The sequence below is a fragment of the Neobacillus vireti genome (assembly GCF_001026695.1).
Taxonomy (GTDB): Bacteria; Bacillota; Bacilli; order Bacillales; family Cytobacillaceae; genus Neobacillus; species Neobacillus vireti.
In genome coordinates this window covers 19727-42845 of the sequence record NZ_LDNB01000019.1, presented here as the reverse complement: position 1 = coordinate 42845, position 23119 = coordinate 19727, and the positions used below count along the sequence as shown (strand labels likewise).

The 23119-nt window shown below is 42.0% G+C and carries 21 protein-coding genes; 19 read left to right on the top strand and 2 right to left on the bottom strand.

Annotated features, from left to right (window positions below):
- The first annotated feature begins 140 nt into the window (after positions 1-140).
- From rnmV to spoVT, 16 genes are all read left to right on the top strand, one after another.
- Positions 141-698 carry a ribonuclease M5 gene (gene rnmV / locus AA980_RS23535; protein WP_024026433.1) on the top strand — a complete coding sequence of 186 codons (558 nt, stop codon included), beginning with the start codon at positions 141-143 and terminating at the stop codon, positions 696-698.
- On the top strand, positions 695-1573 hold the full coding sequence (gene rsmA / locus AA980_RS23530; protein ID WP_024026434.1) for a 16S rRNA (adenine(1518)-N(6)/adenine(1519)-N(6))-dimethyltransferase RsmA: 879 nt from the start codon (positions 695-697) through the stop codon (positions 1571-1573). The genes rnmV and rsmA overlap by 4 nt, the downstream gene beginning before the upstream one ends.
- A 69-nt stretch (positions 1574-1642) precedes the next feature.
- Positions 1643-2566, top strand: a complete 924-nt coding sequence (yabG, locus tag AA980_RS23525) for a sporulation peptidase YabG (RefSeq protein WP_024026435.1) — start codon at positions 1643-1645, stop codon at positions 2564-2566.
- A 216-nt stretch (positions 2567-2782) separates the two neighbouring features.
- A complete protein-coding gene (gene veg, locus AA980_RS23520; protein WP_007084178.1) occupies positions 2783-3046 on the top strand; it encodes a biofilm formation stimulator Veg in 264 nt (87 codons plus the stop codon).
- A gap of 134 nt (positions 3047-3180) precedes the next feature.
- Positions 3181-3366 (top strand): small, acid-soluble spore protein, alpha/beta type, encoded by a 186-nt coding sequence (locus tag AA980_RS23515; protein WP_024026436.1) that lies wholly within the window; start codon positions 3181-3183, stop codon positions 3364-3366.
- 281 nt (positions 3367-3647) lie between these two features.
- Positions 3648-4517, top strand: coding sequence for a 4-(cytidine 5'-diphospho)-2-C-methyl-D-erythritol kinase (ispE, locus tag AA980_RS23510; RefSeq protein WP_024026437.1), 870 nt, complete (start codon positions 3648-3650; stop codon positions 4515-4517).
- 87 nt (positions 4518-4604) lie between these two features.
- Positions 4605-5432 (top strand): pur operon repressor, encoded by an 828-nt coding sequence (gene purR / locus AA980_RS23505; RefSeq protein ID WP_024026438.1) that lies wholly within the window; start codon positions 4605-4607, stop codon positions 5430-5432.
- Position 5433: 1 nt separating this feature from the next.
- The gene (gene ridA, locus AA980_RS23500; protein WP_024026439.1) at positions 5434-5808 is read left to right on the top strand and encodes a 2-iminobutanoate/2-iminopropanoate deaminase; all 375 of its coding nucleotides are present in this window, start codon (positions 5434-5436) and stop codon (positions 5806-5808) included.
- A gap of 188 nt (positions 5809-5996) precedes the next feature.
- Positions 5997-6287, top strand: coding sequence for a septation regulator SpoVG (spoVG, locus tag AA980_RS23495; protein ID WP_003347151.1), 291 nt, complete (start codon positions 5997-5999; stop codon positions 6285-6287).
- A gap of 210 nt (positions 6288-6497) precedes the next feature.
- Positions 6498-7871, top strand: a complete 1374-nt coding sequence (gene glmU / locus AA980_RS23490; protein WP_024026440.1) for a bifunctional UDP-N-acetylglucosamine diphosphorylase/glucosamine-1-phosphate N-acetyltransferase GlmU — start codon at positions 6498-6500, stop codon at positions 7869-7871.
- A gap of 23 nt (positions 7872-7894) precedes the next feature.
- Complete coding sequence (locus tag AA980_RS23485) at positions 7895-8851, top strand: ribose-phosphate diphosphokinase (RefSeq protein WP_024026441.1); 957 nt, start codon at positions 7895-7897, stop codon at positions 8849-8851.
- Positions 8852-8925: 74 nt separating this feature from the next.
- Positions 8926-9558: a 50S ribosomal protein L25/general stress protein Ctc gene (locus tag AA980_RS23480; RefSeq protein ID WP_024026442.1), complete on the top strand. Its 633-nt coding sequence runs from the start codon at positions 8926-8928 to the stop codon at positions 9556-9558.
- A gap of 122 nt (positions 9559-9680) precedes the next feature.
- Positions 9681-10244: an aminoacyl-tRNA hydrolase gene (gene pth / locus AA980_RS23475; protein WP_024026443.1), complete on the top strand. Its 564-nt coding sequence runs from the start codon at positions 9681-9683 to the stop codon at positions 10242-10244.
- A gap of 151 nt (positions 10245-10395) precedes the next feature.
- On the top strand, positions 10396-10626 hold the full coding sequence (locus AA980_RS23470) for an anti-sigma-F factor Fin family protein (protein WP_024026444.1): 231 nt from the start codon (positions 10396-10398) through the stop codon (positions 10624-10626).
- 93 nt (positions 10627-10719) lie between these two features.
- The gene (mfd, locus tag AA980_RS23465) at positions 10720-14259 is read left to right on the top strand and encodes a transcription-repair coupling factor (protein ID WP_024026445.1); all 3540 of its coding nucleotides are present in this window, start codon (positions 10720-10722) and stop codon (positions 14257-14259) included.
- Between the two features lie 191 nt (positions 14260-14450).
- Positions 14451-14987, top strand: coding sequence for a stage V sporulation protein T (spoVT, locus tag AA980_RS23460; protein ID WP_024026446.1), 537 nt, complete (start codon positions 14451-14453; stop codon positions 14985-14987).
- A 362-nt stretch (positions 14988-15349) separates the two neighbouring features.
- Here spoVT and AA980_RS23455 read toward each other — a convergent pair whose 3' ends face one another.
- Both AA980_RS23455 and AA980_RS23450 read right to left on the bottom strand, forming a co-directional pair.
- Positions 15350-16207 (bottom strand): amidohydrolase family protein, encoded by an 858-nt coding sequence (locus AA980_RS23455; RefSeq protein WP_024026447.1) that lies wholly within the window; start codon positions 16205-16207, stop codon positions 15350-15352.
- 17 nt (positions 16208-16224) lie between these two features.
- Positions 16225-19308, bottom strand: coding sequence for a GNAT family N-acetyltransferase (locus AA980_RS23450; RefSeq protein WP_024026448.1), 3084 nt, complete (start codon positions 19306-19308; stop codon positions 16225-16227).
- Between the two features lie 425 nt (positions 19309-19733).
- Here AA980_RS23450 and AA980_RS23445 point away from each other — a divergent pair, with 425 nt between their 5' ends.
- From AA980_RS23445 to AA980_RS23435, 3 genes are read left to right on the top strand one after another with little or no spacing between them, the layout of a single operon-like run.
- Positions 19734-21356, top strand: coding sequence for a putative polysaccharide biosynthesis protein (locus tag AA980_RS23445; protein WP_024026449.1), 1623 nt, complete (start codon positions 19734-19736; stop codon positions 21354-21356).
- A gap of 3 nt (positions 21357-21359) precedes the next feature.
- Positions 21360-22829: a bifunctional methyltransferase/pyrophosphohydrolase YabN gene (gene yabN, locus AA980_RS23440; protein WP_024026450.1), complete on the top strand. Its 1470-nt coding sequence runs from the start codon at positions 21360-21362 to the stop codon at positions 22827-22829.
- A 2-nt stretch (positions 22830-22831) separates the two neighbouring features.
- The gene (locus AA980_RS23435) at positions 22832-23110 is read left to right on the top strand and encodes an RNA-binding S4 domain-containing protein (protein WP_024026451.1); all 279 of its coding nucleotides are present in this window, start codon (positions 22832-22834) and stop codon (positions 23108-23110) included.
- Positions 23111-23119: the final 9 nt, after the last annotated feature.

The following is a 23119-nucleotide window of genomic DNA, read 5'->3' as shown; positions in this document are numbered from 1 at the left end:
TATACTAAACTCGATACATTATTGTTTCTCTTTGCTTTTATTGTATGAATCTTCTCGATAATATAGACGATGGACATTACAAAAATGTTTCAGTTTTTTTTCAAATTTTTATTTTATGTTACGGAGGCTTTCGCTTTAGCATGAAGATTAAAGAAATTATTGTTGTTGAAGGAAAAGATGATACAACGGCGATCAAAAGAGCTGTTGATGCTGATACCATTGAAACAAACGGGTCTGCAGTAAATGAAGCCACAATTGGAAAGGTTAGGCGGGCCCAGGAAACACGCGGTGTAATTATTTTTACAGACCCGGATTATCCTGGCGAAAAAATAAGAAAGACAATTGCTGCTAGTGTTTCAGGCTGTAAACATGCGTTTTTAGCTAAAGAAGAGGCGATTGCCAAAGGTGGCAAAGGTCTCGGTGTTGAACATGCCAGCCCTAAGGCGATAAGAAATGCCTTAAAGGATGCCCAAATCATGCATGAGTCAATATCAGAAGAAATAACGCAGGAAGATTTACTGAGCGCAGGTCTTATTGGCGGCGAGGGAGCAAAAGATCGAAGAATCATGCTTGGTAAGCTTTTAAAAATTGGCTATACAAATGGAAAACAACTGCATAAGCGCTTAATGATGTTCCAAATTAGCAAACAGGAATTTGCAGAAGCACTAAGCGTTGTACGTCAGGAGGAACAAAAATGAATAAAGATATCGCTACCCCTGTGAGGACAAGAGCAATTCTCGAAAAGTACGGGTTTTCCTTTAAGAAAAGCCTTGGTCAAAACTTTTTAATTGATACCAATATTTTAAAAAAAATTGTCAGCTTTGCAGATCTGAATGAAAATTCGGGAGCAATTGAAATTGGCCCGGGGATTGGTGCACTCACCGAACAGCTTGCCCGAGCGAGTAAAAAGGTCGTAGCCTTCGAAATTGACCAAAGATTATTACCGATTTTAAAGGACACCCTTTCACCGTATCCAAATGTAAACATCATTCATAAGGATGTATTAGAAGCGGATGTCCAGGCTGTATTTGCTGAAGAATTTAGCGGGATTACGGATGTTATGGTAGTAGCCAATTTACCCTATTACGTGACGACGCCCATCATTATGAAGCTTTTAGAGGACAAGCTGCCCATTAGAGGGATTGTTTGTATGCTACAAAAAGAGGTAGCTGACCGCATATCTGCTCGCCCGGGAACGAAGGAATATGGCTCGCTTTCAATAGCAATCCAATATTACACAGAAGCAGAGACAGTCATGATTGTCCCAAAAACAGTGTTTGTCCCACAGCCGAATGTCGATTCTGCGGTAATTAGACTAATAAAACGGGAGAAGCCAGCTGTGACTGTAATAGATGAGGATTTCTTCTTTCAAATTACAAGGTCTTGCTTTGCCCAAAGGAGAAAAACACTGCTCAACAATCTAACAAGCCAACTGCCTGATGGGAAACAAAAGAAGGAGACTATCCTCGCTGCCCTTAATGTGTGTGGGATTGAACCATCAAGAAGAGGCGAGACCCTTTCCTTAGAGGAATTTGGCCGGTTAAGTGATGAATTATACCCTTATTTTAACTAGACCCTTTTTGGGTCTATTTTTTTTTCACATGGACACCACTGTTTGCATAGCCTATGAGAGAAACCTTATATGAAAGGCCTTTTTGCTGGTCTTATTGGAGTGACGGCGGTGGATATAAACATAAATGATATTGTCGGTAGAAAATCATATAGCTGTGATATTCTATTTCGTGTTATTGATATACGCATAATCAACGGCCAGAAATTTGCCATCCTTTATGGTGAGGATTTCCGCCTGGCAGCAGATGCACCTTACGCTGATTTGGTAGTCGTTAATCAGAATGAAAGGGTGAAGCTGAGACAGGAATACAGGACGCTTGAGGAACAGTCGTTAAGGCTTTTCACCCAGGATGTTGATTTATTGAAATCCAGGCAAGAATATGATGCCACGAGCGGCTATGTTAATCCAAGGAGTTATTTCCAAATCCCGGGGAGGGTTCTCCATTTGGACGGGGATCCAACTTATTTAAAAAAATGTATGGCGTTATATGAGAAAATTGGTGTACCTGTTTTGGGCATCCATTGTAATGAAAAGGAAATGGCTGACAAGATTGGTGAACTGATGGATCACTATCGTCCGGACATTCTCGTCATCACAGGACATGATGCTTATTCGAAGGCAAAGGGAAAGATGACGGATATTAACGCCTATCGCCATTCGAAACATTTCGTGCAGACGGTCAAGGAGGCGCGAAAAAAGGTCCCCCATTTGGATCAACTGGTCATCTTTGCAGGCGCCTGCCAATCCCATTTTGAATCGCTTATTCACGCAGGGGCAAACTTTGCCAGCTCACCATCAAGGATTAATATTCATGCACTTGACCCGGTCTATATCGTCGCAAAAATAAGCTTTACTCCGTTTATGGAAAGAATTAACGTTTGGGATGTCTTGCGGAATACTTTAACGGGAGATAAGGGGCTCGGCGGCCTTGAAACAAAAGGTGTATTACGCACTGGTATGCCCTACAGACCGATTCAGGAAATGGAGGAATAAGCCTTTAAGTTTGAGGGCTTATTTCTTTGTGGAATGTAATTGTCAATGCCGTATACATAAACCATTTAAAATAAGGCAACACTAGAAATGTTGAAAATTAGTAGAAAAAGTAGAATAAAAAATGTTGACAATCTTTTTGTGGTACTGATATAATTTATGTTTTTGTTTGACAGAACTATGTCAGTGTGTTATACTTTACATAGTGAGGTGGACCGAATGCCAAAAACCTTAGCCGATATCAAAAAGGCTCTTGACACGAATTTAGGGAAAAGATTATTGCTAAAAGCAAACGGGGGTCGCAGGAAAACAATCGAACGTTCCGGTGTTTTAGCAGAAACTTACCCATCTGTATTTGTTATTGAGTTAGATCAAGACGAAAATTCATTCGAGCGTGTTTCTTACAGCTATGCGGATGTATTAACGGAAACAGTGCAAATTACCTTCTATGATGATGCAGCAGGACATGTAGCTTTAAGCTAGTATATAAGCAATGACTGGCAGTAAACATAACGTTTACTGCCTTTTGCTATTCTTTAAAAGACCTTTTATTGGAATGATGAAAATTCCCCTTTATCTCATACTAAGAATGCTGTGGTATGGAAGGGGTTGTTTAGATGGGCAGAAGAAGAGGTATCATGTCTAATCGGTTTAAAGAGGAACTTGCTAAAGAGCTTGGTTTCTATGACGTCGTTCAAAAAGAGGGATGGGGCGGTATTCGTGCCAGGGATGCAGGGAATATGGTAAAGCGTGCCATAGAACTTGCAGAAAAACAGCTGACCATACAGAACCCGAAGTCGTAATGTCTAGAAAGGCACTTCCGCATTTTATTTAAACAAATCGATACCACAGCCGGGCCAGAGAGATTCCATCTCTGGCCTTAAAATTGTTTATTTCTACGGCAATTCGTCCCTTTTGTCTATGATAAAATAATAAAATTGTTAGGATATATCATATCTGACGTCTTACATGTATCGTTTTGTGGTAAAATAGGACAAAATGTGGATTTTCGGGAAATGAAAAAGCGGAAGCGCCTCGAGGGGCTAGGCGCTGGAGCTGGATATTATAAAAGTAGGTGGACGTAGTGAAGCTTTTAGTCAAGGCACCGGCCAAAATAAATTTGGCATTAGATGTTTTACATAAACGTTCCGATGGCTTCCATGAGGTGGAAATGATTATGACCACGATTGATTTGGCAGACCGGGTTGAACTAACCTTATTAAATCAAGATAAAATACATATTCTATCCCATAATCGTTATGTACCTGATGATCAGCGAAACTTAGCCTACCAAGCAGCACAGCTGTTAAAGACTAGGTTTAAGGTGGAAAAGGGCGTAATGATTTCGATTGAAAAAATAATTCCTGTTGCTGCAGGGCTTGCTGGTGGCAGCAGTGATGCTGCTGCCACTTTAAGAGGATTAAATAAGCTTTGGGACCTTGGGTTAACTTTAGACGAATTAGCAGAGCTTGGCTCAGAAATCGGTTCGGATGTTTCTTTTTGTGTCTATGGAGGCACAGCACTGGCAAAGGGGAGAGGAGAAATCATCACGGAGCTGCCTGCACCGCCGACATGCTGGGTGATCCTTGCCAAGCCCTTCATCGGAGTATCGACAGCAGAAGTCTACCGCAGACTTGATATAAATGGTATGAATCATCCGGACATAAATGAAATGATTGCGGCAATTACCCAACAAAACTATCAAGAGGTATGCAGCAATCTAGGGAACGTTTTAGAAGATGTCACCCTAAACCTGCATCCGGAGGTTGCACAAATAAAAGACCAAATGAAGCGTTTTGGTGCAGATGCGGTCCTAATGAGCGGCAGCGGACCAACTGTATTTGGAATTGTCCAGCATGATTCGCGAATGCACCGCATTTATAATGGACTAAGAGGCTTCTGTGATCAGGTATTCGCTGTTCGCTTGCTTGGAGAACGGCACACACTTGATTAAAGACGTATAATAATGATACTATTGAATGAAAATATTCGGTATTGTTAAAGATAGTGGCTTGTAGCACTACATTAATGGAGGCTTGTTATGAAGTTTCGCCGCAGTGAACGTTTGATTGATATGACGAATTATTTAATGGATCATCCGCGTCAGCTTGTACCGCTTACGGTGTTTGCTGAGCGTTATTCGTCAGCCAAGTCTTCTATCAGCGAAGATTTAGCGATTGTGAAGGAAACCTTTGAACAAAGGGGAATTGGAACCCTGCAAACCGTCCCAGGGGCTGCTGGCGGTGTCAAATTCTTCGTCAAAGTAAGCCAAGAACAAGCAGCACCTTTTGTCGATGAATTGTGTGAATTAATTGCCAATCCCGAAAGGCTGTTACCTGGCGGCTATTTATATTTAACCGATATTTTAGGAGACCCTCAGGTAGTGCAAAAGGCCGGGCGCATCATTGCATCCGCATATGCCGAAGCCAAAATTGATGTTGTTATGACTGTTGCAACAAAAGGGATCCCCCTTGCCTATGCCGTCGCAAGTCAACTGAATGTCCCTGTTGTGATTGTCCGGAGGGATAATAAAGTCACCGAAGGACCAACAGTTAGCATTAATTACGTGTCCGGTTCAGCCAAGAGGATTCAAACGATGGTCCTATCAAAAAAGAGCATGAAACAGGATTCCCGTGTTCTGATTGTCGATGATTTCATGAAGGCTGGCGGAACGGTAATGGGGATGATCAGCATGCTGGAAGAATTTAATTCCCATTTGGCTGGTATTGCTGTCCTAGTAGAAGATGAAAAAATCCAGGAACGGTTAGTGGATGAATATTTATCGCTCGTTCAGCTGTCAGACATCGATGTAAAAGCGAAAAAGATTAATGTCCAAGCGGGAAATTATCTCAATATTTGGAGGGGTTAATATGAAAGCAATTCAAACGAATCAAGCACCAGCTGCGATTGGACCTTATTCTCAAGGAATCATAGTGAATAATCTATTTTATAGCTCTGGACAAATTCCGTTAACAGTTGAAGGAACGATGGTTGCTGGAGATATTAAAGACCAGACCCATCAGGTTTTTCAAAATTTGCAGGCTGTCCTAAGTGAAGCAGGTGCTTCGCTTGAAACAGTTATAAAAGCAACTGTCTTTATCAAAGATATGAATGATTTTGCTGCAGTAAATGAAGTGTACGGTGAATATTTCAATGTACATAAACCAGCCCGCTCCTGTGTAGAGGTCGCCCGATTGCCCAAAGATGCGTTAGTTGAAATTGAAGTTGTCGCACTCGTAAAGTAAATAGACGTTTACTATCTGAAAAACAAGGACTAATCTAGCTAATCTTGTGAGTGAAATGCCGTTTTTTACAAAAGTTCACTAATTTGCCGTAATTTTTCTAAAATATTTTGAATATAAAGAAGGATTCCTGAGTAAAATGTTGAATTTAATTATTTAGCATTTTATTTAACAAAAAAGGGTGTGAGCACATGGAAGTAACTGACGTAAGATTACGCCGGGTTAACACGGATGGAAGAATGAGAGCGATTGCATCTATTACATTAGATAATGAATTTGTTGTCCATGACATTCGTGTTATCGACGGAAACAACGGTTTATTTGTAGCTATGCCAAGTAAACGTACTCCAGATGGAGAATTTCGTGACATTGCGCATCCAATTAATTCAGGAACACGCGGCAAAATCCAAGAAGCTGTTTTGGCTGAGTACCATCGTTTAGGTGAATTGGAAGTAGAATTTGAAGAAGCCGGAGCTTCCTGAGGATTTTAGCAACTAGGGCCTTTTCTTCTCCAGAAGGCTCTTTTTTATTGTGAAAAAAATGCCCACAACGACTTACGTCTATTCCTTCGCTTTTCTCCCTAAATATACATAATATTATAAAATTAGACAGTTACTGTTCATTCCTTGAAATGAGAGGCCATTTACGTTAATATTTTTAATGGATAAAAAGGTGAAATTGGAGGACTTGACATGCCCAATCGTTATGCTGTGATTTTGGCCGCGGGGCAAGGAACGCGGATGAAATCTAAGCTATATAAAGTACTGCACCCAGTATGCGGCAAACCAATGGTTCAACATGTTGTTGATCAAATAACAAAGCTAAATATACAAGAAATCGTGACTATTATTGGTCATGGAGCAGAGATGGTTCAAGCCCAATTAGGTGCAAGCAGTCTATATGCTTTGCAGGATACTCAGCTGGGAACAGCTCATGCAGTCATGCAGGCAGAGACTATGCTCGCAACTAAAGAAGGTGTCACCATTGTCGTCTGCGGTGATACCCCATTAATAACAGCGGAAACGATGGAAGCCCTTTTTACGCATCATGAAGAATTAAAGGCAAAGGCAACCATCCTCACAGCAAAAATCACTGACCCAACAGGCTACGGGCGAATTATTCGCAATGAAAACGGCCTTGTTGAAAAAATTGTTGAGCATAAGGACGCAACAGATGCTGAACGGAAGATAAATGAAATCAATACAGGAACTTATTGCTTTGACAACCAGGCTTTATTTGAGGCGTTAAGAAATGTTTCTAATGACAACGTTCAAGGTGAATACTATTTACCAGATGTTATTGAAATTCTTAAAAACCAAGGTGAAGTGGTTACAGCCTATCAAACAATAGAATTTGCAGAAACGATAGGTGTTAATGACCGGGTTGCATTGGCGGAAGCAGAACGGATTATGCAGAGCCGCACGAATGTAGCCCATATGCGTAATGGGGTAACAATCATTGACCCGCAGAACACATATATTGAAACAGATGTCGAAATTGGCCAAGATACTGTTATTTATCCAGGAACGATGATAAAAGGAAAAACAGTGATCGGTTCCGACTGTCAAATTGGCCCCAACTCAGAAATTGATTCCTGTGAAATTGGCAATGAAACGGTTGTCCGGCAATCGGCAGTTCATAAAAGCTTAATTGGTGCCCATGTCAACATCGGGCCATTCGCCCATATCAGACCGGATTCAACTATTCATGATGAGGTGAAAATTGGCAACTTCGTCGAAATCAAGAAGGCTGTCTTTGGAACTGGGAGCAAAGCCTCACATCTAAGTTACATTGGTGACGCGGAGGTTGGCAGCAATGTCAACATCGGCTGCGGTTCCATTACAGTGAATTACGATGGTAAGAATAAATTTTTAACTAAAATTGAAGATGATGTCTTTATCGGCTGTAACTCCAATTTAGTTGCCCCTGTTACAATTGGGAAGGGATCATATGTGGCTGCTGGTTCCACAATTACAAAGAATGTACCAAGTGAAGCTTTGTCAATTGCTCGTGCACAGCAAGTCAATAAGGAAAATTACGTTCAAAAGCTTAATTTAAAGAAATAAGCAAAGATAATTGGAGGGCACAAATGTCTAATCAATATTTAGATCCGAACTTAAAGGTATTCAGTTTAAATTCAAATATTCCGCTTGCACAAGAAATTGCCAAGGTTATCGGCGTGGAACTTGGAAAATGTTCCGTCTCAAAGTTTAGCGATGGAGAAATCCAAATTAATATTGAAGAAAGCATCCGCGGCTGTGACGTGTATGTGATTCAATCAACCAGCTTACCTGTAAATGACAATATTATGGAATTGTTAATCATGATTGATGCCTTAAAAAGAGCATCTGCGAAAACAATTAACATTGTCATGCCATACTATGGCTATGCTCGTCAGGACCGTAAGGCACGTGCCCGTGAACCGATTACGGCTAAATTGGTGGCAAACCTGCTTGAGACTGCCGGGGCAACCCGTGTAATCTGTCTAGATTTGCACGCGCCGCAAATTCAAGGATTCTTTGATATTCCAATTGATCACCTGATGGGTGTGCCGATTTTATCAGAATACTTTAAGAACAAGGAATTGAATGGTGATATTGTAATTGTTTCTCCAGATCATGGCGGTGTAACAAGAGCAAGGAAAATGGCAGAACGTTTAAAAGCACCAATTGCGATTATTGACAAACGCCGTCCAAGACCGAATGTGGCGGAAGTCATGAACATCGTCGGTAACATTGAAGGAAAAGTAGCAATCCTGATTGATGATATTATTGATACAGCAGGAACAATTACACTTGCAGCCAATGCCTTAGTAGAAAATGGGGCGGCAGAAGTATATGCTTGCTGTACACATCCAGTATTATCAGGTCCAGCGATTGAAAGAATTCAAAACTCAAAAATAAAAGAATTAGTCGTTACGAACTCTATTCAACTTCCGGAAGAGAAAAAGACGGATAAAATTATTCATCTATCGGTTGCACCGTTAATTGGTGAAGCGATTATCCGCGTTCACGAAGAGCAATCAGTAAGTACATTATTTGATTAAATAATGTTTAATTCTTCCTGTTTTGGGGTATTTCTATATAGATAGTTGTATCTAAAATAGGAAGGTGACAAACGATGAGTACAGTCTTACAAGCGAATGAACGGAAAGAGTTTCGCCGCTCCGCCTTGCGGAAAATTAGAGATAATGGCAATATTCCTGCGATCATTTACGGTTCGAAAGTAGAAAGCAAACCGGTATATATCAGCTCAGCTGATTTAACCAAAACGATGCGCACAGTCGGCAGAAATGGAGTTATTTCCCTTGATATCAATGGCAGTAAACAGGATGTCATTTTAACCGAATATCAAGAGAACTTTATAAAAAATGAAATCATTCATGCTGATTTTCTTGCCGTTGATAAGTCATCAAAAATTACAGTGAATGTAAGGGTTGTTCTAACTGGCGATGCAGCAGGAGTAAAGGATGGCGGGGTCCTGCAGCAGCCATTTCATGAGCTATCGGTTACGGCTACACCAGACCAAATTCCCCAGCAAATTGAAGTGGATGTTACCAGCTTGCAAGTAGGAGAGACACTGACAGTTGCTGATATTCCATATCAAGGTACAGAGTTTGAAATCAATCATGATGAAGTCGATGTGGTCGCATCCATTCTGCCTCCACAGGCAGAAGAAGAAATAAATTCGGGTGAGCAGCAAGAAGAAGGCCACCCTGACAATGAAGAAGGCAGAGAAACAACTCCGGAATAAAAAAGCCGACGTAACCTTTTTTAAGGTTACGTCTTTTGTCGCATAATATAGAGTAGGAGAAAAAGACGATGTTTCGAAAAATTTTTAAAAGGTTGGCTAAACCGGAGGAGGTAGGGGGGCCGATGAAATTAATCGTTGGTTTAGGTAACCCGGGAAAACAGTATGAACATACAAGGCACAATATTGGCTTTGAGGTCATTGATGTTTTATCAAGTCAATTAAATATCCCGCTAACACAATCCAAATTTAAGGGACTGTACGGAATGGGAATACATAAAGGGGAAAAGGTATTACTATTAAAACCGCTAACCTATATGAATTTATCGGGAGAATCAATTCGAGCTGTGATGGATTACTATCAAATAGAGATCGAAGACCTGCTTGTTATTTATGATGACCTTGATTTACCGGTTGGAAAAATCAGGCTTCGCCAAAAGGGAAGCCCGGGCGGACACAATGGCATAAAATCAACCGTTGCTCACCTGGGCACGCAGCAGTTTAACCGCATTCGGATTGGCATTGACCGCCCTCAGCCAGGGACGATTAGTGTTCCTGATTACGTTCTTGGCCGTTTCCGGCCGGATGAGAAGGCATTTACCGAGGAATCCGTGAAAAAAAGTGCTGACTCTTGCCTTGCATGGCTAGAGAAGCCTTTTCTTCAAGTTATGAATGAATTTAATCAGTAATTTCTTCATGATACAAGTCCTTCTTTCATACAATAAAGCAATCCTATAATTTTTTGAATGTTAGTTGATAGAGAAGTACGTATACACGTTGAATAAGTTCCCTCGCGATAGTTAATACTAATAAGGAATCATAGATTAGGGAGGGACCAGCGTGGCCATCCATTACCATTGCCGGCATTGTGGTACAAAACTAGGGTCTATTGATAGAACTTCCGTCCACTCAGAAACTCTTGGGCTTCATAAACTGACGGAACAAGAGAGACAGGAAATGGTTGCTTACGACGCAACCGGCGACATCCATATCACAGCTATATGCGAGGACTGTCAAGAAGCTTTAGAACGGAATCCCGATTACCACCAATACGATTTTCTTATTCACTAATTTTTTGCTTTGGATGTACCTCCAAAGCGTTTTTCTATTTATATTTTTTTACTGCCAAAATGATTTATTTTTAATGGAAGGGAGGAGAACCGCTTGAACGGATTAAAGTCCTTATTCCTCCAGCAGGAAGATATCCACTCCGTTATTGCCGGCGTGGAAGAAGGGTTGAAAGAACAGTTGATTGCGGGTTTATCAGGTTCGTCTAGAACGGTCATGACCGCTGCTATTTACGAACAAATGAAAAGGCCAATCATCCTTGTAACCCACAATCTATTACAAGCACAAAAACTCTATGACGATATTGCCAATCTATTAGGGGAGAATGAGGTTTTTCTTTTCCCAGCGAACGAATTAATAGCAGCGGAGCTAAGCATTGCCAGCCCAGAATTAAAGGCACAAAGAATCGAAGCCTTAAATCACTGGTCGAGGTTTAATCGAGGAGTATTAATTGTCCCTATTGCCGGGTTAAAGAAAATAATCACCCCAAAGGCATTGTGGAAACAATATCAGCTGTCCATCAAGCTAGGGGAAGATATCAATATTGATAAGTTATTATTAACATTTGTCAAAATGGGCTATGTCCGGGCTGAAATGATAACAACCCCGGGGGAATTCAGTGTCAGGGGCGGAATTATTGATATTTACCCGCTTACCGAAGCAAACCCGCTGAGAATCGAATTATTTGACACGGAAGTAGATTCAATTCGTTACTTTTCTCTTGAGGACCAGCGTTCCAAAGAGAAAGTAAGTGAGGTATTGGTTGGTCCGGCAACTGAAATCCTGCTAGAAGACGAGGATTATGGCAGGATTATTGCTAAGCTTGAAGATGGCTTGGCTAGCAGCCTTAGAAAGTTGAAAGATGACAAGGCAAAAATGCTGCTGACGCAAAATATCAGCCACGAGCTTGAGCAGTTAAAAAACAGACAAAAGCCTGATCAAGTATATAAATACCTATCCTTAGCCTACGACCGGCCTCATAGTTTACTAGACTATCTGCCTAATAACGGTCTTGTGTTTATTGATGAAATTAGCAGGGTGCAAGAGATGAATGATTCTCTTGTAAAAGAGGAAGCAGAATGGTATACCGGTTTACTCGCAGAAGGTGAAATCATTCATGATTTACATATTTCTCATGACTTACCGGCCCTTTTGCATAAGAAGGGATTCCCGATTCTGTATATGTCCTTGTTTTTGCGGCATGTCGCCAATACAAGCCCGCAAAATATTCTCAATATTTCTTGTAAGCAAATGCAGAACTTTCACGGGCAAATGCATCTATTAAAAGCGGAAATCGACAGGTGGAAAAAAGGAAATTATTCTATTTTATTTTTAGGAGCAGATGAAGAGCGGGTTAAAAAGCTCGAGCGTGTCCTTGAAGACTATGAGATTGAGGGCAGTATTATCAAAGAAACTCAGCAAATCTTGCCGGGCAAGGTTCAAATAATGAAGGGCAATCTCCATACAGGCTTTGAACTTTCAATCCAAAAAATTGCGGTTATTACCGAGGAAGAACTTTTTAATAAACGGGTGAAAAAACCGGCAAGCCGGCAAAAGTTATCCAATGCCGAGCGGATAAAAAGTTATTCGGAGCTCAAAATTGGCGATTATGTCGTTCATGTGAATCATGGGATTGGCAAATATTTAGGCATCGAAACCCTTGTTATCAATGGAATCCATAAAGATTATCTCCACATCCGCTATCAAGGATCCGATAAACTGTATGTTCCTGTTGAACAAATTGACCTTGTTCAGAAGTATGTTGGCTCGGAAGGCAAAGAGCCAAAGGTTTATAAACTTGGCGGAACCGATTGGAAAAAAGTGAAGAAGAAGGTTGAATCATCAGTTCAAGATATTGCCGATGATTTAATTAAGTTATATGCCGAACGAGAAGCTTCGGTAGGATATGCTTATGCGCCTGACGGAGATTTGCAAAGAGAATTTGAAACTTCCTTCGCTTACCAAGAGACAGAGGATCAGCTCCGCTCGATTCATGAGATTAAAAAGGATATGGAACGTTCGCGTCCGATGGACCGCCTATTGTGCGGCGATGTTGGTTATGGGAAAACAGAGGTGGCAATCAGGGCGGCCTTCAAGGCCATTGCCGACGGAAAACAAGTAGCCTTACTTGTACCGACGACGATTTTGGCACAGCAGCACTTTGAAACATTGAGGGAGCGATTCCAGGACTATCCGATTAATATCGGTCTTTTGAGCCGCTTCCGTTCCAAGAAACAGCAGACGGAAACGATAAAGGGCTTAAAGGCAGGGACGATCGATATTGTTGTCGGCACCCATCGCCTGCTTTCGAAGGATATTATCTACCGCGATTTAGGGCTGTTGATTGTCGATGAAGAGCAGCGATTTGGTGTAACCCATAAGGAAAAAATCAAGAAGGTAAAGACAAATGTTGATGTGTTAACATTAACGGCGACACCGATTCCAAGGACGCTGCACATGTCTATGCTCGGTGTCCGGGATCTTTCGGTCATTGAAACACCGCCGGAAAATCGCTTCCCGGTTCAGACGTATGTAATGGAGTACAACGGTTCACTAGTCCGTGAGGCAATTGAACGGGAACTGGCCCGCGACGGACAAGTCTACTTTTTATATAACAGGGTGGAGGATATTGAGCGGAAGGCAGAGGAAATTTCCATGCTGGTGCCTGACGCACGCGTGACCTATGCCCACGGACAAATGACGGAAAATGAATTGGAGTCGGTGATGATTAGTTTCTTGGCCGGCGAATTTGATGTGCTTGTGAGTACGACCATCATTGAAACGGGTGTTGATATTCCAAACGTCAATACATTGCTCGTCTTTGATGCTGACCGGATGGGACTGTCCCAGCTTTATCAGCTCCGCGGCCGTGTAGGCAGGTCCAATCGGGTCGCATATGCCTATTTCACCTACCGGAAGGATAAGGTTTTAACAGAGGTTGCAGAAAAACGTCTCCAAGCCATTAAGGAATTTACCGAATTAGGCTCTGGCTTTAAAATTGCAATGCGTGATTTGTCGATTCGCGGCGCCGGAAACTTATTAGGTGCCCAGCAGCACGGCTTTATTGACTCCGTTGGTTTTGACCTTTATTCGCAAATGCTGAAGGAAGCAATTGAAGAACGAAAGGGAGACTTGGGAGCGGCTGAAGTGAAAAAGTCAGTTGAAATTGACCTTGAGATTGATGCCTATATTCCGGACTCCTATATTAAGGATGGACATCAAAAAATCGAGATGTATAAGCGGTTCAGGGGCGCTGTTTCACTCGAGGATATCGCCGAGCTGCAGTCAGAAATGCTTGACCGTTTTGGCGAGTATCCTGACGAAGTTTCCTACCTGTTCCAGATTGCCGAAATGAAAGTGTATGCACTAACTAATGGTGTGGAACAAATTAAGCAAGTCAAACAAGAGGTAACTATTCTTATCAGTGAAGAAGTGACAAAGACAATTGATGGCAGCAAAATCTTCCGACTCGGCAGCCAATTTGGCAGGAATGTAAACCCGGGAATGGAAGGGTCCAGGCTAAAAGTCGTGATTAATAATAAGGAGTACCGGACAACACAGTGGCTCCATATCGTCCTTGAAATGATAAAAGGAATCCCGCTGGCTAAAAGGGATAAGGAAAATTCGGTGAAATGATTTAGTTTTAAACAGTGGGTTTTCTTCCAGTTGTTAGACTATTTACTTTATTTGTGAAAAAATATTCCGGATGTGTATAGAACTTTCCAGTTGAAAGATACTAAGTTCAAAGTTGGTGATGATTTCAATTAAAGGAAAAGAAGTCAACCACCAAGTTGAAAAATCATCAGATGAAAGTGAGGCAACATTGGATGAAAGCAACTGGAATAGTTCGTCGAATTGATGATTTGGGTCGCGTTGTCATTCCCAAAGAAATACGCAGAACCCTGCGTATCCGCGAAGGGGATCCGTTAGAGATTTTTGTTGATCGAGACGGGGAAGTCATTTTAAAGAAGTATTCACCAATCAGCGAATTAAGCGATTTTGCCAAAGAGTATGCAGAAGCTCTATTTGACAGCCTCGGAAACCCGGTATTAATTTGTGATCGAGATACGTATATTGCTTTAGCAGGCAGTTCTAAGAAGGATTATTTAAATAAAAATATTAGCGATTTAGTGGAAAAAACAATGGAAGAGCGCAACTCAGTTCTCCATACCCAGCAGGCAGATATTGCTTTAGCTGATGGAAATGAAGAATCCGTTTCTTCCTATACGATTGGCCCAATTATCGCAAATGGCGACCCGATTGGGGCGGTCATTATCTATTCTAAAGAAGGAACCCTAGGTGAAGTAGAACAAAAAGCAGTAGAAACAGCCGCGGGGTTCTTAGCGCGACAAATGGAATCTTAACTGAAAAAGACAGCCTAGGCTGTCTTTTTTTCCCGATATGAAAGGGTGAGATGGTTCTTTTAGAATCTTAGGTTTTTTCTAATAAATGTCTAATTAGCCAAAACTCCTAAATAAATAGCCATAATGTCTTAAAAAATAGCCAAAACCCCTTGAAAAGTAGCCAAAACTCTATGAAAAATAGCCAAAACCCACTGGAAAATAGCCAAAAGATTTTTCCGAAGTTTGGTGGTCAATAAAAAACAAAAAAAACGACCTTTTAAAGGCCGTTTTACAAATTTTATTTAGGAAAAAACTCAATTCTCCCTAAAAAAATCCGTATTCTGAAGTATAATCTCTAATCTCTAGGTCTCACCTTTTGTTACTTATTCTATAAAACGCTTAATTTTCGGAAACAGCTTTACCGCATTATTAAAAAACAAGTCTTCATGCGCTTCTCTGGGAATGAGCTTCTTCATCAAATCAATATAGGGCTGCACTTGAACTAAAGGCCAGTCGGTGCCAAACAGAAACTTCGAGTAATCATCGGTAAAGGCTAGCGCATGTTTCAAGTGGTTAAAAAAGTAAGGTGACTCCAGCTTTTTCTGCAAATCAACCTTTGTACCGACAAGCAGTCCGGATAAGTCCGCATACATATTGCGATTCTTATACAAAACTTCAGCACCATCAAGGACCCACGGGTCGCCAAAGTGCGCCATCATGAAGTTAATCTCGCGATATTTCACCGCCACTTCATCAATGGTAAGCGGGTGAGCATATTTCAGCAAGCCGCGTTCCGAATACGTATCGCCCGTATGAAACACAACTGGTAGCCCATATTTAATTGCCAACTCATAAACGGGACTGTAGACCTCATCATAGGCATAGAACGGATAATAGCCAAGATAAATCTTGATCCCGACTACCTCCGGTTTCTCTAGAAGCGCCTCAAGTGCCGCCAATTCTTGAGCGCCTAATCGATACGGGTTAATCCCGGGACAATAACAGATATTTGCGGGAAGCTGTTCTTCTAAATCAAGATCCATCGGCGTCGCCGCTTCATAATCCGGGAAGCCATCCGCTTTGGTTTCTGTTAATCCCATGGCAATTCCAAGCACCACATTCGCATCACGATACTCCTGCCATAAACCTTCAGATGAATAATCCAGCTTCGACAGATTCCTGGCAGTCTCCTTAAAGCTTGAAATATTAGAAAAATGCATATGGGCATCAATAATTCGCATCACACACTCGTCTCCTCTCAGCTGCTAGTACCACAAAAGCGAATATTTTTTAAATCTTGGAGCGCATCTTCAGGAATCTTCTCATCATTAAACAGATAGAAAATCGGTGCAGTCCAATAGGTTTCTCCATGTCGTAAATGCAGCTTTGAAAAAACCGTATGATGGGCGACTTCTTTATTTAGGTAAAGATCTGATTTTCCCGCCTGGTAATCAGAGATGACCTGTAGTTTTTCAGAAACAGCTTCATGACCAATGGTAAAGCTTTGTTTCACATCAATTTCCATCTCACCTTTTCCAAAATAAGCTTTCTGACTAGGCTGATACTCGATCCAGCTATTTTCCATATTTTTAAAAGCAGCTTGGCTATACCAGCCCTCATACTTAAAATACTGATTGGTTTCTTGCAGAATTTCGGTGGTATGGCACATTACTGGTGCCCCCGGCTGCAGTAAATAATATTGGTTGTAGGTAAGCCCCTTAAAGGATTCGTGCTGTAAAATTTGAACCTGGAGCTTAATACCCGTCCAGCGGTTTCCTTTGTTATCGGTGATGGTAACAAACTCCACTGACCGTTCCTCTTTTACAAGGGAATTACTGGATATGTTTAATAATGCATTGCGAATTCCGCCGGCCCAAGGATTCCACCACGATTTAGGTATTAGTGCAGGGAAGGACGTATCGAGCCACTCGTGCCCCTTGTAGGTTAACGAATAGAGGGCAGGGAAAAAGTCCGGAGCCGCTTTAATGCTGACCAGCCCATTATCTACCTCATAAACAGGGATTCCATCTTCGACATATTGCTCGGTTTGTATCGCCGTATTGTCCGGGCAAATGATAAGAGAGCGCTGCTCAGATTGTTCTGTTTTTAGATCGGCACTGAGCTTAAGGAGCTGCACTCCTGACTCGGCCTCGAAATGAAGCGGAAAAACAGCTTCGCTTTTTGCATCTTCTTGAGAAAACTGTTGTTTCTTTACTGCCTCCTGACCTTCAATCTGAACACTAATTTCACCGTCAAGATGGACCAGTTTCGCATTATTATAATGAACGGTCGTCTGTTCCTGAACAAACGGATTATGATTCTCTGGGTAAAATTGTACTGGTTGAGCGGTTGCCGCCTCAACAGGATGCCCTTTTTTAAGCGCAAACTTCCGGAAAGCCTCCCAGGTCGGAAATGCCCCCATTGAAAGATAAGTCGGCTTTGTCCTCGCTACCCCATTGGCCGGAATCACCCCAAGTTTGTGTTCAAAGAATAAGAACCAATGTTCAAATTGAACCTTTGTCTCACTGCTCCAGCAAATCCCGCTGGGAAGAGCAGGATCACGCTTGAAAATCCAATTTTCATCGACTTTATCACTTTGCCAATACCCAGTCATTCCGTCCTTCAATTCATTGATCTCCATCATCTGACCATCATAAGGAAAAACAACGCCGTACATGTTCTGGACGAAATTATGACTATCATTCAGCCAAACTTCCTGCTTCGTCGCCACATCAGCAAGATTATGAATTTGATAATGATGCTCCATCAATCCTTCGGCATAAACCTTGGCAATCGAGTGCAGCTGCAGGTCCGGATATGACTGTGAATGATAAACGGCCTTTAGACAAACGGCGCCTTTTTCTTCAAAAAATTCGATGTGATCAGGCCGCTTTTTCGAGAATTCGCTTGAAAAAGGTTTGCCAAGCTTCGGATAGAAAAAGAAAGGTACTTCCTCTTCAGCGGACCCAGCGCGTCCTAAATAAAGGCGATTATCAAATTTACTTAAGTACACATGGGCGAGTCCGTTATAGGTATGCCAATAATCGTCACACTCTCCGGTCAATTTAGCGCCCATCCCGTAAAACGCTAAGCCAATTTTTTTGGAAAAATATATCGTTTCACCTGATTTTTTTACTGCTTTTATTTGTAATGGCTGCTGATAAAAGCCGTATTCCGTTAAGCGGTAAGGAATCGGGAAGAGCTTCCGTTCTTTTGCTCCCAACAATATGTTCACATGCTCATCTGCGAAATCAATAAAGTGCGCTTTTGGCCACTTAAACGAGAATTGCACTTCTTCATTAAAGTGATTTTCCAACTCTAAATAGAGCTCTGAGTCGCTCTCAAGAAAGGGCAGTTCATTCGGAACTTTCGCCGTTACCTTGGCAGGGTACTTGCTATTAATACCAAGCTTGAAAGTGGCTTCTTTCCCATTGATGGTCACTTTAGCAGCCACGGTTGGGTGGGTACGCCAAATATTTTGTTCTTCGGTGATTTCACCGACAAAGAATCTGCCTTCGACAATCTCTGAGTCCATCACTGTCAGCTGTTTCGCAAAATCAAAGTGGATATTTTGATCGTCGAACCCTTCAATCGCAATAGTTAACGGCTCATTCGTTTTGTTTTCTATTTTGAATTGAATCGGGTATTCTGCACCGAAGATCAGATCCTGCTGTTCAATTGAGGCAGAGATTAAATATTCGTCCGTTTCAATTAATCTTAGCCCACGGCCTTTTCGTTCATATTCCATCCTCAGCCGCTGCCCATCCTTCTCCCACTGATACTCATAGAAATCAAAGCCACTTTCTTTCCTGCCATCGGGCTTCACTTCGATTTCCATTTTACGGTCATGGTACCAATCCGCTTTTTCAAAAAAGCCTTGGACTGCCTCTGTGGTGAGGACCGAGGGGATGAAGTTCATCAGATGGACGGTGTCATCGCGGTTTTCCCAGAAGAATCCGCATTTTTTATACAAGGGAACGGCCTTTATATTGCCACCCCAAGTATAGAGGTCGAGTCTCGGCCAGCCCAACTCAATGGTTCGTTCGACTGCCTTAAGCACCAGCTGTTTGCCAATCTTTTTCCCTTGGTATTCTTCGCGCACGTTAAGCAATGGGATGTAGAGCGCACCGCTATCCTCACGGTACTCACTGACACCGCAATATCCGGCGACACCATTTTCATCCATGGCTAAATAAGTATTTAGATTAATCGAATTCTCTTCCTGATGCCGAATACTCTCGGCGGTCGAAATATCATTTCCGCCGCCCCAGCCTTCACGGCTATGATTCCACATATCGGCAACCTTCTCAGCTAAATCATGACGATATTCAACGATTTTCATTTGTTTGCTCCTCATCTATTGCGAATTTTTTCACTAACCATCCTCGATTACCTCAACGTTTGAAAAATTAGTTAATTGAAAAATGATCATGCTAAAAACCCCCTTTCATAAATTTGAAAAAAATAAAAGACCCTGCAGCTACAAGGTCTTTTGGTCACAAAACGGCTATTTACCGTTTCGTTAGGAATAGAATGGTAGACTTGTAGGAATGTACAGGTTATTAATCATTAACTTAAGCTGTGACACTTTTGAAACCATCCTGTACACCTCCTTCGTAAGGTAATTCTTACCACAATGATAATTATATAATAAAATATTCGGAAAAGTAAATTAGTTTAGTTGACACCCGTTCCGGTTTTCCCGCAATATCCATTAAAACCCCCACTATGCTATAATTACCTCTAGTTTAGTTAGTAGGTGAAGCAATGAAATCCGTGAATCATTCAACTGCGTTGTTTAAAGGCGCGTTTATTTTAACAATCGCCGCACTCGTTACAAAAATTTTAAGTGCGTTTTACCGTATTCCTTTTCAAAACATCGTCGGAGATATTGGTTTTTACATATATCAGCAAGTATATCCGTTTTATGGATTGGCGATTGTCCTGTCGACCACGGGTTTCCCGGTGGTGATTTCGAAGCTATATGCGGAACAAAAAGAGAATGGCAATGATGAAAAATCCCGCCTGCTTCTTCTCGTATCCTTCGTTTATTTACAGGTCATCGGCATCGTTTGTTTCCTCATCCTTTATGGCGGAGCCGGACAAATTGCAGGATGGATGAAGGACCCGCAATTAGCAATCTTATTAAGGGTTGTCTCAATTGTGTTTTTGATCTTTCCGTTTGTTGCACTACTAAGAGGGTATTACCAAGCGATTGGCGAAATGGTCCCGACGGCGTTATCCCAGGTCGGGGAACAAACCATCCGTGTCTTGACGATTATTTTTCTCGCTTCTCTTTTCATGGAAAAAGGCTATTCCCTTTATTTTGTCGGCGGCGGGGCGATGGTTGGCTCGATAACCGGGAGTATGATTGCGAGCCTCGTTTTGTTTATGTTTGTCCGGAAACGTAAAGAATGGAAAGTAATCGCTCCAAGCAGGGGGATGCTGCAAAATAACTCGTTGGAAGTAAAGCGGATTGTTAAAATGCTTACTGTTCAAGGGCTGATGATTTGTCTAAGCGGAATGCTGATGATTTTTATGCAGCTTGCAGATTCGTTAAATTTATACTCCCTACTGGTAGCAAAGGGCACGGAACAAGATCTCGCTAAAAGCTTAAAGGGGGTTTTCGACCGCGGTCAGCCGCTAATTCAATTAGGGACAGTCGCTGCGGCCTCGATGTCATTAACGCTTGTACCGCTCATAAGCCGTGAGCGATTAGCCACAAAACCGGAATTCTTACATCATAAAATTCAAGTAGCGATTAAGGTAAGTATCGTGATTGGACTGGGCGCTTCGGCGGGTTTATGGGCGATTATCGGGCCAACCAATGTGATGCTGTTTGAAAATGCCAACGGATCAGCGGTATTAGGGGTGCTTGGTTTTGTTATTCTATTTACCTCGATTATTTCAACGATCATTGCGATCATGCAGGGACTCGGCAGTCTGCTTTATCCTGCAATAGCCGTGGTAATCACCTTTCCGCTTAAATATCTATTAAACATGGTCTTCATTCCGTTCTTTGGAACGATGGGGGCGGCGATATCTTCGCTTTTGGCTTTAGGACTGGTCACAGTTTTCTTGTTACTTAAATTTAAAAAAATAATCGCAATCCCGCTGTTTCCATCCCGTTTTTTAAGAATAGTGCTAACAGCGGCGATCACGATGGTTTTGTTTTTAAAAGGTTATTTATTTGTAACTAATCATCTTTTTGCCACGATTGGGGCAGAACGGCTAGGAGCAGCCTTGCAATCGTTAACTGCTGTTTCGCTCGGCGGCTTCATCTTTTTAGTAATCATTATCAAGGGGAACGTATTTCTTGAAGAAGAATTGGGGCTTTTCCCATTTGGAAGCAAGTTACTTCATTTTCTCCCGCGAAAGGAAAGGAATTAACCAATGGTCAAAAAAATTGAAATTGTTGGCTTAGGAGCAGGCGACCTTGAGCAGCTGCCTGTTGGCGTATATAAGAAACTACTTCAAGCACCGCAACTATTTTTGAGAACGAAAGAACATCCGGTCATTCCTGAACTTGAAAAAGAAGGATTATCCTATACCTCTTTTGACAGTGTATATGAAAAATACGATCAGTTTGAAGCGGTATACGAGGAAATCGCCCGGACATTATTGAATCTTGCCCACACGGAAGCAGTAATTTATGCTGTTCCCGGACACCCACTCGTTGCCGAGCGGACGGTACAGCTTCTTTTGGAATACGGACCAAAGGAAGAAGTGGAAATTACCATTGGCGGCGGGCAGAGCTTTCTTGATGCCCTGTTTGCTTCATTAAAAATTGACCCGGTTGAAGGGTTTCAACTGCTCGATGGCACGGCTCTCGCGTCCTCCCAGTTGCAAATCGACCAGCATATCATTATTAGTCAAGTATACGACCAGTTCGTGGCCTCAAACGTAAAGCTAACGTTAATGGAGAAATTACCCGATGATTATCAGGTTTACATCGTAACGGCAGCCGGGAGTAAAAAGGAGCACATCGAAAAACTGCCGTTGTATGAATTGGACCGGAATATCTCAATCAATAACCTCACTTCTGTCTATGTCCCGCCAGTGACAGAAGAAGAAATTTTATTGAAAAATTTCTCGAAGCTGTGCGCGATTATCTCTGAATTAAGGGGTCCAAACGGCTGCCCGTGGGATAAGGAACAAACCCATGAGTCATTAAAAAAGTACTTAATCGAAGAAACGTATGAAGTCATTGACGCGATTGACAGTGAAGATATTGACCACTTAATAGAAGAACTGGGAGATGTCCTGCTTCAGGTGCTGCTCCATGCGCAAATTGGCGAGGATGATGGGTATTTTTCCATTGATGACGTGATCGAAGGCGTGTCGGCAAAAATGATTCGCAGGCATCCCCATGTGTTCGGAAATGTTAGTGTAGCAAATAGTGAAGAAGTTTTGCAAAATTGGCAGGAAATTAAGAAACAGGAAAAAGGCGAAGCACCATCCACCATCCTTGAAGGGGTCTCAAAATCGTTACCGAATCTGTTAAGGGCCTATGAGTTGCAAAAGAAAGCTGCGAAGGTTGGCTTTGATTGGCAGGAGATTGCCCCTGCGTTGGCGAAAGTGAAGGAAGAGCTTGAAGAATTCGTCAATGAGTTGGATGGAACGGTGGAAGGTCTCGAGCGCGCCAAAAGGGAATTTGGCGATATATTATTTGCCTTTGTCAATGTGGCCCGATTCTTAAAAATTCATCCCGAAGAAGCGCTTTATGAAACAAATGAAAAGTTTACGCGCCGGTTTCAGTACATCGAGGAAAAGGTGAAGGCAAGCGGCAGGCCGTTTGAGGACTATACACTAGAAGAGCTCGATCAGTTCTGGGACGAAGCAAAACGAAAAGAGGGGAAATAATCATGCGTTTAGATAAGTTTTTAAAGGTTTCAAGATTAATTAAGCGGAGAACCTTAGCCAAAGAAGTCTCCGATCAAGGCAGAATTGAAATTAATGGGAAAGAGGCAAAGGCAAGCTCTACGGTTAAAGTCGGCGACGAATTAACGATTCGCCTTGGCCAGAGAAAAGTAACGGCAAGAATTGACCGGATTCAAGAAACATCCCGCAAAGACGAAGCGGCGGAGATGTATACCATCTTAAAGGAAGAAAAGCTTGGGTCATCAGAGAATCCATTGAGTTAGGTTGATTGC